General features: G+C 65.6%; 13 protein-coding genes. 5 read left to right on the top strand and 8 right to left on the bottom strand.

The window, feature by feature from the left end; translation table 11 throughout:
• Positions 1 to 193: 193 nt before the first annotated feature.
• Together SOM26_RS08810 and SOM26_RS08805 are read left to right on the top strand one after the other, a co-directional pair.
• Entirely contained in the window at positions 194 to 1,261 is a 1,068-nt protein-coding gene (locus SOM26_RS08810) for a PA0069 family radical SAM protein (RefSeq protein WP_320452326.1), read from the top strand.
• Positions 1,262 to 1,310: 49 nt separating this feature from the next.
• On the top strand, positions 1,311 to 1,433 hold the full coding sequence (locus SOM26_RS08805; protein WP_320452325.1) for a hypothetical protein: 123 nt from the start codon (positions 1,311 to 1,313) through the stop codon (positions 1,431 to 1,433).
• A gap of 72 nt (positions 1,434 to 1,505) precedes the next feature.
• Here the strand turns inward: SOM26_RS08805 and dnaE are convergent, their stop codons facing one another.
• Positions 1,506 to 4,994 carry a DNA polymerase III subunit alpha gene (gene dnaE / locus SOM26_RS08800; protein WP_320452324.1) on the bottom strand — a complete coding sequence of 1,163 codons (3,489 nt, stop codon included), beginning with the start codon at positions 4,992 to 4,994 and terminating at the stop codon, positions 1,506 to 1,508.
• Positions 4,995 to 5,131: 137 nt separating this feature from the next.
• On the opposite strand from dnaE, the gene SOM26_RS08795 reads away from it, so the two are divergent.
• Positions 5,132 to 5,698 (top strand): HdeD family acid-resistance protein, encoded by a 567-nt coding sequence (locus SOM26_RS08795; RefSeq protein WP_320452323.1) that lies wholly within the window; start codon positions 5,132 to 5,134, stop codon positions 5,696 to 5,698.
• A gap of 48 nt (positions 5,699 to 5,746) precedes the next feature.
• On the opposite strand, the gene SOM26_RS08790 is transcribed toward SOM26_RS08795, so the two are convergent.
• The 5 genes from SOM26_RS08790 to SOM26_RS08770 form a co-directional block, all read right to left on the bottom strand.
• Positions 5,747 to 6,226, bottom strand: coding sequence for a glutathione peroxidase (locus SOM26_RS08790; RefSeq protein ID WP_320452322.1), 480 nt, complete (start codon positions 6,224 to 6,226; stop codon positions 5,747 to 5,749).
• Positions 6,223 to 6,816 (bottom strand): GNAT family N-acetyltransferase, encoded by a 594-nt coding sequence (locus SOM26_RS08785; protein WP_320452321.1) that lies wholly within the window; start codon positions 6,814 to 6,816, stop codon positions 6,223 to 6,225. The genes SOM26_RS08790 and SOM26_RS08785 overlap by 4 nt, the downstream gene beginning before the upstream one ends.
• Positions 6,813 to 7,511: an ABC transporter ATP-binding protein gene (locus SOM26_RS08780; RefSeq protein WP_320452378.1), complete on the bottom strand. Its 699-nt coding sequence runs from the start codon at positions 7,509 to 7,511 to the stop codon at positions 6,813 to 6,815. The genes SOM26_RS08785 and SOM26_RS08780 overlap by 4 nt, the downstream gene beginning before the upstream one ends.
• Before the next feature lie 13 nt (positions 7,512 to 7,524).
• A complete protein-coding gene (locus SOM26_RS08775) occupies positions 7,525 to 8,775 on the bottom strand; it encodes a lipoprotein-releasing ABC transporter permease subunit (RefSeq protein WP_320452320.1) in 1,251 nt (416 codons plus the stop codon).
• 673 nt (positions 8,776 to 9,448) lie between these two features.
• Complete coding sequence (locus tag SOM26_RS08770) at positions 9,449 to 11,893, bottom strand: TonB-dependent receptor (protein ID WP_320452319.1); 2,445 nt, start codon at positions 11,891 to 11,893, stop codon at positions 9,449 to 9,451.
• 244 nt (positions 11,894 to 12,137) lie between these two features.
• Between SOM26_RS08770 and SOM26_RS08765 the strand changes: the two genes are divergently transcribed.
• A complete protein-coding gene (locus tag SOM26_RS08765; RefSeq protein ID WP_320452318.1) occupies positions 12,138 to 12,614 on the top strand; it encodes an Hsp20 family protein in 477 nt (158 codons plus the stop codon).
• Between the two features lie 369 nt (positions 12,615 to 12,983).
• Here the strand turns inward: SOM26_RS08765 and pyrG are convergent, their stop codons facing one another.
• Positions 12,984 to 14,633 (bottom strand): CTP synthase, encoded by a 1,650-nt coding sequence (gene pyrG, locus SOM26_RS08760; RefSeq protein WP_320452317.1) that lies wholly within the window; start codon positions 14,631 to 14,633, stop codon positions 12,984 to 12,986.
• Positions 14,634 to 14,739: 106 nt separating this feature from the next.
• Positions 14,740 to 15,105 carry a preprotein translocase subunit SecG gene (secG, locus tag SOM26_RS08755; protein WP_320452316.1) on the bottom strand — a complete coding sequence of 122 codons (366 nt, stop codon included), beginning with the start codon at positions 15,103 to 15,105 and terminating at the stop codon, positions 14,740 to 14,742.
• A 276-nt stretch (positions 15,106 to 15,381) separates the two neighbouring features.
• Between secG and SOM26_RS08750 the strand changes: the two genes are divergently transcribed.
• Entirely contained in the window at positions 15,382 to 15,702 is a 321-nt protein-coding gene (locus SOM26_RS08750; protein WP_320452315.1) for a MarR family transcriptional regulator, read from the top strand.
• Positions 15,703 to 15,761: the final 59 nt, after the last annotated feature.

Here is a 15,761-nt window from a genome sequence, read left to right as displayed (position 1 = left end):
CCTTTGTTCTTGCTACGTTCCACTTCATTCCATAGCATTTGCGGATGGACAAGCAGATTCGCTTTCTGAGCCAGCCTCGGCCTGCATCGGTTGCCAGGCCTTTGGACACGGGTCGGCGCCTCCCCTGCCCGCATGCCGTCACCCGCATAGCGTTATCCGTACGGGGCAGCGCCGCCATCGCAATCGCATCGCCATGGTGAAAGCCGCCAGCCGCGGGGCCACGCACAACGCGACCAGCCAGCGCTTCTCCCTCCCCGAACGTGAGGCGGACGGTGACTGGCTGGACGTACAATCGCTAGTCGACGGCGCGCCGCCGCCGCTGCGGACGAGCGTGACCGTCCTGACGCCGCGAACCATCCTGACCCGCAACACCTCGCCCGACGTGCCGTTCAGCCAGTCGATCAACGCCTATGCGGGGTGCGAGCATGGCTGCATCTATTGCTTCGCGCGCCCGACCCATGCGTATCACGACCTGTCACCGGGCCTCGACTTCGAAAGCCGGTTGTTCGCCAAGCCGAACGCGGCCGAACTGCTCCGCGCAGAGCTGGCCAAGCCCGGATACCGCGTCGCGCCGATCGCGCTGGGGACGAACACCGATCCCTATCAGCCGATCGAGGGGGAATGGCGGATCACCCGCGCCATCCTGGAGGTGCTGGCCGAAACCGACCACCCCGTGGCGATCACCACCAAGTCGGACCGCGTGGTTCGCGATATCGACATTCTGGCGTCGATGGCGGCCAAGGGGCTGGCGACGGTCTGCATGTCGGTGACGTCGCTCGATCCCGGTGTCGCGCGGACGATCGAACCGCGCGCGCCGACGCCCGCGCGGCGGCTGGCCGCGGTGACCAGGCTGGCCGAGGCGGGCATCCCGACCTATGTCTCGATCGCGCCGGTGATCCCGGCCATCACCGACCATGAGATCGAGCATCTGGTCGAACATGCGGCCCGGGCGGGCGCACGCCACGCCTTCTTCATTCCGGTCCGCCTGCCGCACGAGGTCGCGCCGCTGTTCCGCGCCTGGCTGGCGGAGCATTTCCCCGACCGGGCGGGCAAGGTCATGGCGATCATCCGGTCGCTGCGCGGGGGCCGAGACAATGATCCCGGTTTCTTCACCCGGATGAAGGGCCAGGGACCATGGGCGGACCTGTTGCGGGTCCGCTTCCATCGTGCCTGCCGCCTGCATGGCCTGAACCAGGACAGGCCCATGCTCGACACCAGCCGCTTCCGCCCGCCCAGCGGCCCGCAGGGTGAGCTGTTTTGAGGATCGTCCCGCTTCATCCATGCGTTACGGACGGACAAGGAGAGATGCGATGATCCACGACCCCGAACAGACGTCCCCCGATCCGGTGCCGAACGAAGACGATACCGACAGTTCGGGCGCGGGCTATGGCAATCACGGAGAAGCGGGGGACGAGGAAACGCAGTCGCACTGATCGGGCAACCGACCGCCGGACCCCATGCCCTTCATCCCCACGAGAGCGGGATGAAGGGCTGAGGCGACTACTTCAACTCACCAGTGCCAGACGCGCCTCGGACGACTTCATCTCCACCGCCTTCACCCCCGGCAAATCCTCGATATGGCTTGCCAATTCGGCGTCCAGCAGGAAATTCCGTCCCAGCGTCAACAGCGTATCGCCCTCGGCACCCTTGATCCGCGCCCTCACCTCGCCGCGTCCGTTGCGCAACGGGTCGAGCATGGCATGGAGCGCCTTGAACGCGACCTTGTCGGTCACCGTCACCTCGACCACGAATTTCGCGATACTGGCCAGCCCGTCGAACAACTGGACACGCTTGACGCTGACCCGCGGCGCTTCCTCGCCGGGTCGCCGGTCGAGTTCGACGGTGATCAGCGCGCAGTGGCCTTCCTTGGCCGCCTTTTCCAGATCGCCCGCGACCGAGTCGTCGAAACAGGTCGCCAGAAACTGGCCCGTGGCATCCGATAGCTGCGCCATCATGTAACGCTTGCCCCGCGCCGAGGTCCGCCAGCGCGCATCCTCGACCAAGGCCGCCATCGTCGCACCGATCCGCGCGCCGTCATCGGGGATGATCAGCTCTGTCAGCGAGGTATAGGTGCGGGCGCCGTGCATCTTGGCGATATGGGCGTGCCGGTCGACCGGATGCGCGGAGAAATAGAAACCGAACGCCTCCTTCTCCTGCTCCATGCGCTGCGACAGGGTCCAGCGGGCGCCGGTCGGCAGCTTGATCGCGTCGCCCGCCACCTCGGTTTCGCCGAACAGGCCGCCCTGCCCGCTCGTCCGCCCCTCATGGGTGCGCGCGGCGATGGCCAGGATGGTTTCGGCAACCGCATGGACGCCCGCGCGATTGGCCTCGACCCCGTCGAACGCCCCCGCCGAGGCCAGCGTTTCCAGCTGGCGCTTGTTCATCAGGCGCGGATCGACCCGCTTGGCGAGCGCGTCGAGCGAAGCGAAGGCTCCCCCCGCCCCCCGCTCGACGACCAGCTTCTCCATCGCGCCTTCGCCCACCGACTTCAGCGCGCCCAGTGCATAACGGACGCCCAGGCCATCCTCATGCGCCTCGACATCGAACTCGGCCTGGCTGGCGTTGATGCAGGGCGGCAGCATCGTCACGCCCATGCGGCGCGCATCATCGACGAAGATCGCCAGCTTGTCGGTCAGCGCCATGTCGTAGCACATCGACGCGGCATAGAATTCATGCGGGTGATGCGCCTTCAACCACGCGGTCTGATAGGCGAGCAGCGCGTAGGCGGCGGCGTGGCTCTTGTTGAAGCCGTATCCGGCGAACTTGTCGATCAAGTCGAACAGTTCGTTGGCCTTTTGCGCCGGGATGCCGTTCACCTCCTGGCAGCCCTTCACGAAGATGGCACGCTGCGCGTCCATCTCCGCCTTCACCTTCTTGCCCATCGCGCGGCGGAGAAGATCCGCGCCGCCCAGCGAATAGCCCGCCAGGATCTGGGCGGCCTGCATCACCTGTTCCTGATAGACGAAGATGCCGTAGGTCTCGGACAATATCTGTTCGAGCAGGGCGTGCGGGTAGACGATCTCCTCGGTGCCCTGCTTACGGCGGCCGAAGCTGGGGATATTGTCCATCGGGCCCGGCCGGTACAGCGACACGAGCGCGATGATGTCGCCGAAATTGGATGGCCGCACCGCCGACAGCGTGCGCCGCATACCTTCGGATTCCAGCTGGAACACGCCGACCGTGTCGCCCTTCTGGAGCAGCGCATAGGTCGCCTCGTCGTCCCAGGCGAGCGCGCCGAGATCGACCTCGACCCCGCGCTTGGCCAGCAGCTGTACCGCCTTTTGCAGGACAGACAGGGTCTTCAGGCCCAGGAAGTCGAACTTCACAAGGCCCGCACCCTCGACATATTTCATGTCGAACTGCGTCACCGGCATGTCCGAGCGCGGATCGCGGTAGAGCGGCACCAGCTGCGCCAGCGGCCGATCGCCGATCACCACCCCCGCGGCGTGCGTCGACGAGTGACGCGGCAACCCCTCCAGCTTGGTGGCGAGGTCGAGCAGGCGGCGGACCTGGTTGTCGTTGGCGTACTCCTTCGCCAGTTCGGGCACGCCGTTCAACGCACGCTTCAGGTCCCAAGGGTCGGTCGGGTGGTTGGGCACCAGCTTGGCGAGCCGGTCGACCTGGCCATAGCTCATCTGCAGTACACGGCCGGTGTCCTTGAGCACCGCTCGCGCCTTCAGCTTACCGAAGGTGATGATCTGCGCGACCTGATCGCGGCCATATTTCTCCTGGACGTAGCGGATGACCTCGCCACGCCGGGTTTCGCAAAAGTCGATGTCGAAGTCGGGCATCGACACGCGTTCCGGGTTCAGGAAGCGCTCGAACAGCAGACCCAGCTTCAGCGGATCGAGGTCGGTGATGGTCAGCGCCCAGGCGACGACCGAGCCGGCGCCCGAACCACGGCCCGGCCCCACGGGAATGTCGTGGTCCTTGGCCCATTTGATGAAGTCGGCGACGATCAGGAAGTAGCCGGGGAAACCCATCTGGATGATGATGTCGACCTCGAACGTCAGTCGTTCGTGATAGGCCTCGCGCCAGCCGGGTTCGCCCTCGCCCTCCAGCTCGGCGATACGGTCGAGCCGTGCTTCCAGACCGGCGGTCGCGTCGCGGCGAAGCATCGCCGCCTCGCCCTCGCGGTCGCCCGCCAGGCTGGGCAGGATGGGCTTGCGCCACGGCGCCATCACGGCGCAGCGCCGCGCCACCACCAGCGTGTTCTCGATCGCCTCGGGCAGGTCGGCGAACAGCTGCTTCATCATCTCGGCGGGCTTGAGCCATGCCTCGGGGCAGCTCTTGGGGCGGTCGTCCATCTCGACATAGGTCGAGTTGGCGATGCACAGCATCGCGTCATGCGCGTCGCCGAAACCGCTATCAGTGAAACAGCACGGGTTCGTCGCGACCAGAGGCAGGTCGCGGTCATAGGCCAGGTCGATCAGGTCCTGCTCGGCCGCCATCTCGATCGCGTCGTCACGGCGTGCCAGTTCGACATAGAGCCGGTCGCCGAAGATCGCCTGGAGCCGATCGGCATAGGCCTTCGCCCGGTCGGGCTGTCCTTCGGCGAACAGACGCGCGATGCCGCCCTCGCCGCCCGCGGTCAGCGCGATCAGGCCCTGGCTGAACGTCTGGAGCGTGTCGAAACCGACATGCGCGGCCAACTCGATCGGACGGTCGAGATGCGCCGCCGACACCAGCGCGCACAGATTGTCGTAGCCGGTCATGTCCTGCGCATAAAGCGCGATCCAGTCGACCACGGCCCCGACATTGTCGGGCATATCCGGCCGCGCGATGCCCAGCATCGTGCCGATGATCGGCTGCACGCCCGCTTTCTTCGCGGCGTCGGAAAAGGCCATCGCGGCATAGAGGCCGTTGCGGTCGGTCAGGCCCGCGGCGGGGAAGGCGTTGGCCTTGGCCTGCGCCGCAATCGCCTTGGGGTCGATCGCGCCGTCGAGCATCGTGAAGGAGGAAAAGATGCGGAGCGGCACATATCCGGAATGCATCCCCCTCCCTACGCCACCGCGCGTGATTCGACCAGCACCGAACCCCGCCTGGCGATATGTCGAGGCACGCGCACCCGGAACCGGTTACGCGAAAGTCCGTTACGCCAGCATAAGGACTTGAGCGAAAGCGGATGACCATGACCGATACCGACCGCAGCTTTGCCACCGCCTTGCGCCCCGGCGCGGGATGGGGCTGGATCCTGGCTTATGGCGTGCTGTCCGCGCTGCTCGGGCTTGCCGCCTTCGTGTTTCCGGTGCCCGCCACGCTTGCGGCGACACTGGTCATCGGCGCCTTCTTCATCGCCGCCGGGCTGGTATCGGTCGCGGCAGGCATCTTCGGCAAGGGGCATGAGGGTCGTGGCTATGCGATCGGGTTCGGCCTGCTGTCGCTGGTCATCGGCCTGATCATGGCGTTCGAGCCTGCGACAGGGGCGATCTCGCTGACCATCCTGGTCGCGGTGTGGCTGGGCCTGCGTGGCGGGCTGGAGATCGGCCTGGGCGCGCGGATGCGGCGGCGGCGCGGGTGGATGATCGGGCTGGGCGTGCTCAACATCCTGCTCGCGCTGTTCGTGCTGGCCACGCTGCCGTGGAGTGCGATGACGCTGCCGGGTTATGTGCTGGGCCTGAGCTTCCTGTTCGGCGGGATCACCGCCATCGCCTCGGCGCTGGATCACAAGAAAGGCGCAAGCGCATTTGCGCTTTGAGGGCCAGGGCGTGGCCTTCGGCCATGCTCAGCCTGAACCGCCGCCTGGTTACAGCAGCGCCTCGACGTCCTTCGCCATATCTTCCGGCTTGGTCGTCGGGGCGTAACGCTCGATCACCTTCCCCGCACGATCGACCAGAAACTTGGTGAAGTTCCACTTGATTGCCTTGGTCCCCAGCACGCCCGGCGCCTGCGCCTTCAGCCACTGGAACAGCGGGTCCGCGCCGTCGCCATTGACCTCGACCTTCGCCATCACGGGGAAGCTCACGTCATAGGTCAGCGAGCAGAAACTGGCGATCTCGGCCGCGTCACCCGGTTCCTGCGCGCCGAACTGATTGCAGGGAAAAGCCAGCACCGTCAGGCCCCGCTCCTCGTAGCGACGGTGCAGTGCCTCCAGCCCCTCATATTGTGGCGTGAAACCACACTTTGACGCGGTATTGACGATCAGGAGCGCCCGCCCGGCATAGCGCGACAGTTCTACCGGTTGGCCATCCGCCGCCCGGACGATGAAATCCGCAATAGCGCTCATCGGTGCTTCCCCAGCAGATAGTCGAGATTGGCGCGCACGCCCGGCCATTCGCGGTCGATGATCGAATAGACGACACTGTCGCGAATACGACCGTCCGCCATGACCTGATGCCCGCGCAGCACCCCGTCCTTCTTCGCGCCCAGCCGCTCGATCGCGGCCTGGCTGCGCTTGTTGAGCGCATCGGTCCGGATCTGGATGGCCTGCGCCTGCATCACCTCGAAGGCGTGGGCGAGCAGCATCCGCTTCGCCTCGGTATTGACCCCCGTGCGCTGGACGCGGGTGGCGTAGAAGGTGCCGCCGATCTCCAGCCGCCTATGCTGGGCTGCGATCCGCATATAGCGGGTGGTGCCGACGATATCGCCGTCCGGCGTCTCGACCGTGAAGATCAGCGCACGGCCGACGTCACGCTCCTTCAGCGCCGCCGCCAGCCAGCGTTCGGGCACCTTCATCATCGACACATTGGCGTAGAAGATGTTCCACAGGTCGCCCTCTCGCGCGGCCTCGACCAGCGCGGGAAGGTCCGCCTCGACGAACGGACGCAGCGTGACGTGGCGACCGGTCAGCGTGGGCGTCTCGGTCCAGACGCTCATTGCAGGCGGCCTTCGTGCAGGCGAACCACCCGGTCCATCTTCGCCGCCAGCCGCTCGTTATGCGTCGCGACCAGCGCCGCCGAGCCCTCGCCGCGAACGAGCCGCAGGAACTCGTCCAGCACGACCTGCGACGTGTGCTCGTCCAGATTGCCGGTCGGCTCGTCGGCCAGCACCAGCGGCGGCTGGTTGGCCAGCGCGCGGGCGACCGCCACGCGCTGCTGCTCACCGCCGGACAACTGGCTGGGCCGGTGGGTCAGCCGGTGGCCGAGCCCGAGCGCGGTCAGCAAGGCCCGGGCGCGCGCATCGGCCTCGGCCGGCATCTTGCCCTTCACCAACTGCGGCAGGACGACATTCTCGATCGCGTTGAAGTCGGGCAGCAGATGGTGAAACTGATAGACGAAGCCCAGATAGTCGCGCCGTGCGACCGTGCGGCCATGCGCGTCGAGCTTCGACACCTCCTCGCCCGCGATGCGGATCGAGCCCGAGAATCCGCCCTCCAGCAGGCCGACCGCCTGGAGCAGCGTCGATTTGCCCGAACCGGAGGGGCCGAGCAGCGCGACGATCTCGCCCGGCGCGATCGCCAGGTCGACGCCGCGCAGCACCTCGATCGTCTGGTCGCCTTGCGTGAAGCTGCGTGACAGTTCGCGCGTCTCTAGCACCGGTTCGGCGGCGCGCGGCGGCAACGTCGTGCCCATGCGGATGATCGGATCATTCATAGCGCAGCACCTGAACCGGGTCCGTACTCGCCGCCTTCCAGGCGGGGTAGAGCGTGGCAAGGAAGGAAAAGACCAGCGCCATCGACGCGATCACGACGATCTCGACGGGGTCGGGCTTCGACGGTAGCTCGGTCAGATAGCGGATCGAGGGATCCCAAAGATTCTGCCCCGTCACGAACTGGACGAAATTCACCACCGCCTGGCGATAGAACAGGAACACCGCGCCCAGCCCCAGCCCCGCGACCGTGCCCAGCGCGCCGATGATCGTGCCCACCGTCATGAAGATGCGCATCAGCCCGCCGCGCGTCGCGCCCATCGTGCGCAGGATCGCGATGTCGCGCGTCTTGGCGCGGACCAGCATGATCAGCGAGGACAGGATGTTGAACACCGCGACCAGGATGATGATCGACAGCACGGTGAACATCGCCACCCGCTCGACCGCCAGCGCCTCGAACAGCTGCGCATTCATCGTCCGCCAGTCGGCGATGACCGCCCGCCCGCCCAGCTTGTCGGCAAGCGGCGCCAGGATCTGGCCCACCCGGTCGGCATCGACCGTCTGGATTTCGACCATGCCGACCGTATCGCCCATCAGGAGCAGCGTCTGCGCATCCTCGATCGGCATGATGACGTATGCCTTGTCGTAATCATACACCCCGATCTCGAAGATCGCGCCGACCGTATAACTGACGATGCGGGGCACGGTGCCGAACGGAGTCGTCTGCCCCTGCGGGCTGATCAGCGAGATTTCCGAACCGACCGTCGCGCCCAGCGCCTCGGCCAGGCGGCTGCCGATCGCGATCCGGCCGCTGCCGGGGGTCACGCTGTTCAGGCTGCCCATCACGATCTTGGAACGGATCGCCGAATTGTCGCGCATGTCGGCCATGCGCATGCCGCGCACCAGCACCGCCTCGACCCGGCCGTTATAGCTGGACATCAGCGGCTGTTCGATCATCGGCACGGCACTGGTCACGCCGGGGGTCGCCCGCGCCTCGCGCACGATATCGCGCCAGTCGGGCAGACGGCCGCCGACGCCCTGCACCACCGCATGACCGTTCAGCCCGACGATCTTGTCGAACAGTTCGGCACGAAAGCCGTTCATAACGCTCATGACGATGACGAGCGCGGCGACGCCCAGCATGACCGCGACCAGGCTGATCGAGGCGACGAGGAAGATGAACGCCTCGCCCTTGCCGGGCAGCAGATAGCGCCGGGCGATCATCCGTTCATAGCGAGACAGGATCATGCAGGTCCGATCGATCCGTGGAGAAACACTGTTGAGCCACGCGGCTGTACGGGCGGCACCCGGCGGTGGCAATGCCGCGCGCCGCGCGGGCGCAGAAACCGTCCAGACCGGCAATTGTTGCCCGCGCGCCACACAAGTCAGCCAATCGTAGCATCGATACCGCAAGAGGGATGACAAGCGCCCCCGCCGTACCGTAACACAATCTTACTGAGACACAGGCAGCAACGGCCGTGGTTCGGGGATTGCTCCAACGCTCACCCAAAGAGGTTGATGCGGGAGCGGGAAAAGGGGGCTGACGAGCGATCGTCACGCAGGCGCCCGGATCGGAAACGGTCCGGGCGTTTGGCATTGGGCTCTCGTCGCGCATCGGTCCTTCGAAAAGCCGCCGGAACCGGCTGGGACACGGGGAGCTTCCAGACTCCGTTCCCAGATGCCGGCCCGGCGCCCGTTTACGGGACTGTCGCTATACCAAATCAAGATGAACCGAAAATGGACGAATCCTGAGATTTGTGCAGTCGGCTATCAATCCTCTCCCAGCTCCGATTGGGAGGGGATCCATTCGTGCCGACGAGTGGTAGAGGGGTGGGCAACACCTGTGAAAGGCCCCTGCCCCTCCACCACCGGGCTGACGCCCGGCGGTCCCCCTCCCCAAGCTATCTTGGGGAGGATCAGCTCAGAACGACTTGGAAATGGTCAGGCCATAGGTTCGTGGATCGCCGGGCTGGCCCACGATGAGGCCGGTCGACCCCGACTGGGTCGCCAGCAGCTCATAGTAATTGTGATCGAACAGGTTGCGGACCCAGACAAAGGCGTTCCAGCTCCCCGGTGCCTTAAACCCGGCGCGGACGTTCGACAGGCTATAGCCGTTGATGTCGGTATAGGCCGAGCGTGACGGGTTGGACGAGAATTTCGACCGATAGCTGCCATCATAGCCCAGATAGAATTGCCCCTCGGTCCCCGCCACAGTCGCGGGCAGGTCGTACTCCGCACCGTAGGAAAAGGCCCAGCGCGACACGCCCGGCAGCCACTGGCCTGAGATATCGCAATAGGGCAGCGAATTGCCCGGCGTTCCCGCCGCAGCCGGCGTACCGACAATCTGGCCGTTGACCACCGGCAACGCGGCACCCCCCGACAGCTCCGGCGGGCAAGGCGCGTTGGTGAAGCGGGTATAGCGCGCATCGGTAAAGGCGGCATTGGCATAGACGTTGAACCGGCTGGTGGGGCGGAAGGCCGAGTCGATCTCCACACCCCGCGTCCGCACCCGGCCCGCATTGGCGAGATAGCCGCGCAGGACGTTGACCTGAAGATTGTTCACTGTCGCCTGATAATCACCGATCTCGGTCCAGAAGCCCGCGATGTTCACCGTCGCGCGGCGATCGGCGAACTGGGTCTTCAGCCCCAACTCAAAGTGATTGACCTTTTCGGGCCGTACCGTCTGCGTCGCCAGGATCGGGTTGTTCTGCGCATCGAGCGGCAGGCCGGACAGGTTGATGCCGCCCGACTTATAGCTGCGCGCATAGGTCGCATAGTAATGGACGTTGGGATTGAATTCGTAGGCGACGGTCAGGTCGCCCGACACGTTCCAGTTGGTGAAGGACGGTGTATAATTCTGCGGCGCCAGCACGCTGCGCTGGTCGCTGGTCAGGCTGGTCGAGCCCGCACCGTTGGTCACGACCGAGACATAGGAGCCGTCCTTGCGGTCATAGTTCAACCGCAGCCCCGGCGACACCGACAGGCGGTCGTCGACATGCCAGGTCAGCTTGCCGAACAGCGCCGCCGACGTGTTGGTAAAGCCGATCGTGTTGCGCGAGGTCAGGCCGTTCAGCGTCGCCGGATTACGCCCGCCCGTGCTGGTCGGGTTGAGCAGGAAGGCGCTGGCCGCCGGGCCCTGCACCTGGAGCCCTTGCGTGTCGATGGTCTGCCAGAAATAGAAGGCACCCAGCACATAATCGAGCGTCCGCTTGCCGTTCGAGGCGATGCGCAGTTCCTGCGTCACCTGGCTCTGCTGCGACGGATTGGCCGAGACGGTGGTGATCGGCATGCCGACGAAGTCCCGGTCGTTCGACGGGTCCCAATGCCAGAAGCGCCACGCGGACACGCTGGTCAGCGTCGCGTCCCCCACATCCCAGTTGGCGACCAGCGACAGCCCGCCCAGTTCCTGCTTGGCGCGCAGATCGGTATCGACATCGGTCACCCGGTCAAAGGCATTGGTCGAGGGCACGCTATAGCCCTGCGCCGCGGCCAGCGCGGGGTACTGGCGGTTCGCCGGTCGCTGCGTCGCACCCACGCGCGCATAATATTGGACGCAGCAATTCGGATTCTGTCGCGCATAATCCCCCGACAGGGTCAGGTCGAGCGTGGGGGTCGCGTGCCACAGGAACTGGCTGCGCAGCGACAGATTGTCCTGGGCATTCTGCCATTCCTGCTGCCGCGTGTTCCAGATGGTGCCGCGCCGCGTGGTGATCGAGGTCGACAGGCGCACCGCCACCTTGTCGTCGACCAGCGGGCCGGACACCGACGCCTTGCCCTGGAAGAAGTCGTAATTGCCCGTGCTCAACTCGACCCGCGCTTCGGGGGTGAAGCTGGGCGCACGGGTGATGATGTTGATCGCCCCCGCCGTGGTATTCTTGCCATAGAGCGTACCCTGCGGTCCGCGCAGCACCTCGATCCGTTCGGTATCGGTAAAGTCGAACGTCGCCGAGGCGATGCGGCTGTAATAGACCTGGTCGACATAGATGCCGACACCCTGCTCGATCCCGTCATTGGTGAGCCCGAACGGCGCGCCCAGCCCACGGATGTTGGCGGCCGAGTTGCGCGGGTTGGTCGAATAGAATTGCAGGGTAGGCTGGATCTGGGTCAGCCGGTTGACATTGTACGTCCCCGTCTCGGCCAGCGCGGTGCCGCCGATCACCGACATGGCGATGGGGACCGACTGGATCGTCTCGGCGCGACGGCGGGCGGTGACCACCACGTCCCCCCCGCCCTGCTGCGCGGTGCCCAACCGACCCGCGTCGCGGCGCGCCTCGGGGGTGGGAGCCGTCACGACCGACGTGTTTTGCGGATCGGCGGACGGCGATGCGGTCTGGGCGGCCAGGATCAAGGCCAGGGTCAAGGACATGGAAGCTCCCCTTTAATTTCATCTTCCATTCACACATCGTTTTAGTAGGCATTCAATCCAGCAAGCGCTTGGGGTCAGCGAAGATTTGCTTTTCGATCCTGAAAGGCCCTTGAAGGCTGTTTCGAATGAACCATATCGGTTCGCGTGCGGTGCCAAAACCGGGCCGCACGGATGGGTTGAACCACCCCGCGCCGGGGTAGACCGGCCGATCCCGTTTCAATTCGCTTCTGATGGAGGTTTTGACATGCGTATCGATCTGACTCCGTACCGCCGCTCGACCATCGGCTTCGACCGGCTGTTCGATCTGCTCGAGGCCAACTCCCGCGCCGCCTCGGCGGAAAATTATCCCCCCTTCAACCTCGAGCGTCTGGCGGACGACCGTTACCGCATCACCCTGGCGGTGGCCGGTTTCGCCCGCGACGAGATCGAGATCACCGCGCAGCAGAACATGCTGCTGGTCACCGGCAAGAAGGATGACAAGGCGAGCGCGCCCAACTTCCTGCATGTCGGCATCGCCAATCGCTCGTTCGAGCGGCGCTTCGAACTCGCGGACTTCGTGTTCGTCGAGGATGCGCGCCTGAACGACGGCCTGCTCATCATCGACCTCGTCCGCGAGGTGCCCGAGGCGATGAAGCCCAAGACGATCGCGATCAAGACGGGCCAGCCGCTGGCCGCGGTGGAGCACAACGCCGGCGAGGCCGATGAGGCCAAGGCCGCGTAACCCGCTCGACGTCTTTCGCTCCCTGAAGACGTCGCGAGGCGTCCGGACCGACGGGTCCGGGCGCCTTTTGGTTTGTGTAACGTGCCCTGCTTCCGTTCAGGCCGAGCATAGTCGAAGTTCAAGAGATGAGGTGGGCCCAGCGGGGAGGTTTTCCCATGGCCTTCGACTTCGCTCAGGCGGAACGGCGGTGGGGAATCGGGGTGGGCAAACCGGCCTGTTGCTTAGCCGACCAAATCCCCACCCCCCGTTCGGGCTGAGCGTAGTCGGAGCCTACGCCCCGTCATCCACCAGGGAGACAAGCCCTCCCCAAACCGCACGAAAAACCAGAAAAGAAAAACCCCGCCTCCTTTCGAAGGCGGGGTCTTAAAATCAGACCAGCCGGCTCTGCTTCACCGCCGCTTCGACGAAGCTGGCGAAGAGCGGATGCGGGTCGAAGGGCTTGGACTTCAGTTCGGGGTGGAACTGCACGCCGACGAACCAGGGATGGTCCGGCCGCTCGACGATTTCGGGCAAGGTGCCATCGGGCGACATGCCGCTGAACACCAGGCCGCCCTTTTCCAGCGCCTCCTTATAGGTGGTGTTCACCTCGTAACGGTGGCGGTGGCGCTCGGAAATGTCCTCGCTGCCATAGATGGAGGCGACGACGCTGTTGCCCGCCAGCTTGGCCTGATAGGCGCCCAGCCGCATCGTGCCGCCCATGTCGCCGCTGGCCTCGCGCTTTTCCAGCCCGTCGCGGCCCATCCACTCGGTGATCAGGCCGACGATCGGCTCGGAGGTCGGGCCGAATTCGGTCGAGGACGCCTCGGCGATCCCCGCCAGGTTCCGCGCGCCTTCGACGCAGGCCATCTGCATGCCGAAGCAGATGCCGAAATAGGGCACGCGGCGTTCACGCGCGAAGCGGACCGCCTCGATCTTGCCCTGCGCGCCGCGCTCGCCGAACGCGCCGGGGACGAGGATGGCGTGGCAGGGTTCCAGCTGCTGCGCGATCTCGCTCTCGTCACCCTCGAACAGCTCGGCGTCGATCCAGCGGATATGGACCTTCACCTTGTTGGCGATGCCGCCATGCACCAGCGCTTCGTTGAGCGACTTGTAGGCGTCCTGCAGGCCGACATATTTGCCGACGACACCGATCGTGACCTCGCCCTCGGGGTTGAAGAGGCGATCGACGATCTCGGTCCAGCGCGACAGGTTGGGCGCGCCTTCCGGTTCGATCCCGAACGCGCGCAACACTTCCGAGTCGAGACCCTCGGCATGATATTGCAGCGGCACCGCATAGATGCTCTTGGCATCCAGCGCCGGAATGACGGCCGAGGGCGGCACGTTGCAGAACAGCCCGATCTTCGAACGGTCCGAGGCGGGCAGCGGATGCTCGCAACGGCAGACCAGCACGTCGGGCGCGACGCCCAGCGCCGCGATCTCGCGCACCGAATGCTGGGTCGGCTTGGTCTTCAGCTCGCCCGCCGCCGCGATATACGGCACCAGCGTGACGTGGATGCTGATCGACTTGCCGCGGCCGAGCTCGTTCTTCAGCTGGCGGATCGCCTCGATGAAGGGCAGCGATTCGATGTCGCCGACCGTGCCGCCGATCTCGCAGAGGATGAAGTCGATCTCCTCGCCATTCTCGTCGATCGTGTCGGCCCGCGCGAACGCCTTGATCGCGTCGGTGACGTGCGGGATCACCTGGACGGTCGCGCCCAGATAGTCGCCGCGCCGCTCGCGCTCGATGATCGTCTTGTAGATGCGGCCGGAGGTCACGTTGTCGGACTGGCGCGAGGACACGCCGGTGAAACGTTCATAATGGCCCAGGTCGAGGTCGGTTTCGGCCCCGTCGTCGGTCACATAGACCTCGCCATGCTGATACGGGCTCATCGTGCCCGGATCGACGTTCAGATAGGGGTCGAACTTGCGGATGCGCACGCTGTAGCCGCGCGCCTGCAAGAGAGCCGCAAGAGAGGCCGCCATGAGGCCTTTGCCGAGCGACGAAACCACGCCGCCGGTGATGAAGATATACCGCGCCATGGGAAGAATCGCCTAGCTTGGATGGGGTGGATACGACAACAGCAAAGATGCGCGCCGCCGGAAAATATCGGCGGCGCGTTGGCCCGTGCTGCGATGGAAACGAGGATTAGCGGGCGAGCGGAACCGCCGAATTGTCCGCAGGCGCCTGAGCAGGCGCGGCACCGGTCGGGACCGGAGCGGGTGCCGGCTGGGTGATCGGTGCCTGAGTCGCGGGCGTCCGGGCCAGCGAGGTATCGATCGCGGGCGCACCGCGCGTCGCCGCGATCACGGCCAGCAGGATCGAGAAGCCGACGAACAGCGTCGCCAGCACCGCCGTCGCACGGCTGAGGAAATCGGCCGCGCCGCGCGCCGACATGAGGCCCGCCGGGCTGCCGCCCATGCCCAGACCGCCGCCTTCCGACCGCTGCATGAGGATCACCGTGACGAGAACCGCGGCGATGATGGCGTGGATGACGAGCAGGAATGCGAACATGAGGCGCGTGTGATCCCGATGGAGGGTGTGCGAAAGCGCGCACATAGGCGAGCCGGGGGGCGGGATCAACCTCGGCGGCGGGTAACCCCCCGCCCCGGCCCCCTGGAATACCGCCCGCGCCCCTCGAAAAGATGTGCACCAAAGCGGAACATGAGTGGAAACCACCATGGATAAAGGGCGTTATGACTTCGAAACAACGCCCGGTTAAAGCCCGGCACAGCCATTGGAATCGCCATCGTGTCCCACCCGCACGACCCACAGTCGCTGTTCGCCTGGATGAGCGCCCTGGTCGATTATGTCCGCTCGGGCGAACCCGACCTGACCAATCGCCAGATGGCATTGCTGCTCGTCGTTTATCTGCGTCCCGGCCCCCATACGGTGCGCGGTTTGGCGCGCGCCTTGAACGTCTCGAAACCTGTCGTCACCCGCGCCTTGAATAGACTGGGAACGCTGGGCTATCTGCGCCGCCAACGCGATGATAGCGACAAGCGGAACATCTTTGTCGCCAGGACACCTGAAGGGGCGGACTTTCTTGAAGAATTCGGACATTTCATCGGCGCCGGCGACGCCCCCAGCCTCCAACGGGCCAGCGCGTAAGAGTTTCGCGCTCCAGGGGAGGACCGTCAGCCTCGACCCCCGCACGAACGCGGTCCGGC

The sequence above is a fragment of the Sphingomonas sp. CFBP8993 genome, assembly GCF_034044895.1.
Taxonomy (GTDB): domain Bacteria; phylum Pseudomonadota; class Alphaproteobacteria; order Sphingomonadales; family Sphingomonadaceae; genus Sphingomonas.
Note: the sequence above shows the minus strand (reverse complement) of the source record. Positions and strands in the feature narration are given on the sequence as shown.